This is a genomic window from Streptomyces sp. NPDC052101, from assembly GCF_040680235.1.
Classification (GTDB): Bacteria; Actinomycetota; Actinomycetes; order Streptomycetales; family Streptomycetaceae; genus Streptomyces.
In genome coordinates this window covers 1-1073 of sequence record NZ_JBFAWH010000167.1, presented here as the reverse complement: position 1 = coordinate 1073, position 1073 = coordinate 1, and the positions used below count along the sequence as shown (strand labels likewise).

The following is a 1073-nucleotide window of genomic DNA, read 5'->3' as shown; positions in this document are numbered from 1 at the left end:
GCCCTTGAGGATCGGAGGTGTAGGCGCCGCGCGGCAGGCAGCCGTTCGTGGTGACGGGGTTGCCGGCGCGGTCGCGGTAGGCGCTGCAGCCGGCCACGTCCTGACCCAGGGTCGTGAAGTAGTTGAGCACGTTGAAGCTGCCGACGGTGACGTTGCCGCCGACCGCCTCGGGGGCGGCCTCGGCCGGGCGGGTGTCCTCGATCGTCACGGGCTGGACGGCGGCCGCCGTGGCATCGGTGAGGTGGCCCAGCGGCTGGAAGGACCACGCGTCGAAGCGCCAGTCGAGGATGACTCCGGTGGTGAACTCCAGGCCCGCGCCCACGCGCACCGGCTGGTCCGCGTCCAGGTACGGCAGCGGATTCTGGTTGCCCGGCGAGCGCATGAAGTTCGTGGTGGCCCCGTCGTCGAGCACGATCAGCTGCTGCGCGTTGGCGGCCGCGACGGCCTGGGCCTCGGCGCCGGGCCGAGCCACCGACGTCGGGTTGTCCAGCGGCGTGGTGCCGGGGACGATGCCGAGGGAGCCGTACTGGTTGAGGGAGTAGTTGTCCGTGACCGTCCAGTCGCCCTGCGGGGCGAGGACCATGCCCTCGAGCGCCTCACGGTCGGCCTCCTCCAGCGGGAACTCCACCGGCGTGGGGGCCACGGCGCCGGGCTCGGCGACCGGCAGCACGCCGCCGGCGGCGACCTTGATCTGCGTGAGGCCGTAGTGCTCGGCCGCTTCGCCCGTGACCTGGACGTGGTCGCCGAGCGTCACGGAGCCGACCGTGTCCGGCGAGTACACGAACACGCCGTCGGAGGCGCCCGGGGTGGCGTCGGGGGTGTCGCCGCCGGTGCCGGCGGTCTGGATGTAGTAGCCGTCGTAGCCGCCCGTGGAGTACACGGCGGTGACGACGCCGGTGGTGGTCACCTGGTGCCCGGCGTACGGGGTGGCCGTGCCGGTGCCCTGGAGCTGGGCGATGGTGATCCGCTCGGCCGGGGCCCCTGCGAGGAGCTCACCAGGAGCGGCCGTGCCGGGGCCGGCGACCCACACATGCTGGAGCACGTTCTCCAGGTCAGTGTTGGAGAGATGGACG

1 pseudogene is annotated in these 1073 nt (G+C 72.9%); it reads right to left on the bottom strand.

Annotation, left to right across the window (positions count from 1 at the left end):
• Positions 1–1073 (bottom strand): annotated as a pseudogene (locus AB0L75_RS44535) (hypothetical protein); the annotation flags it as partial.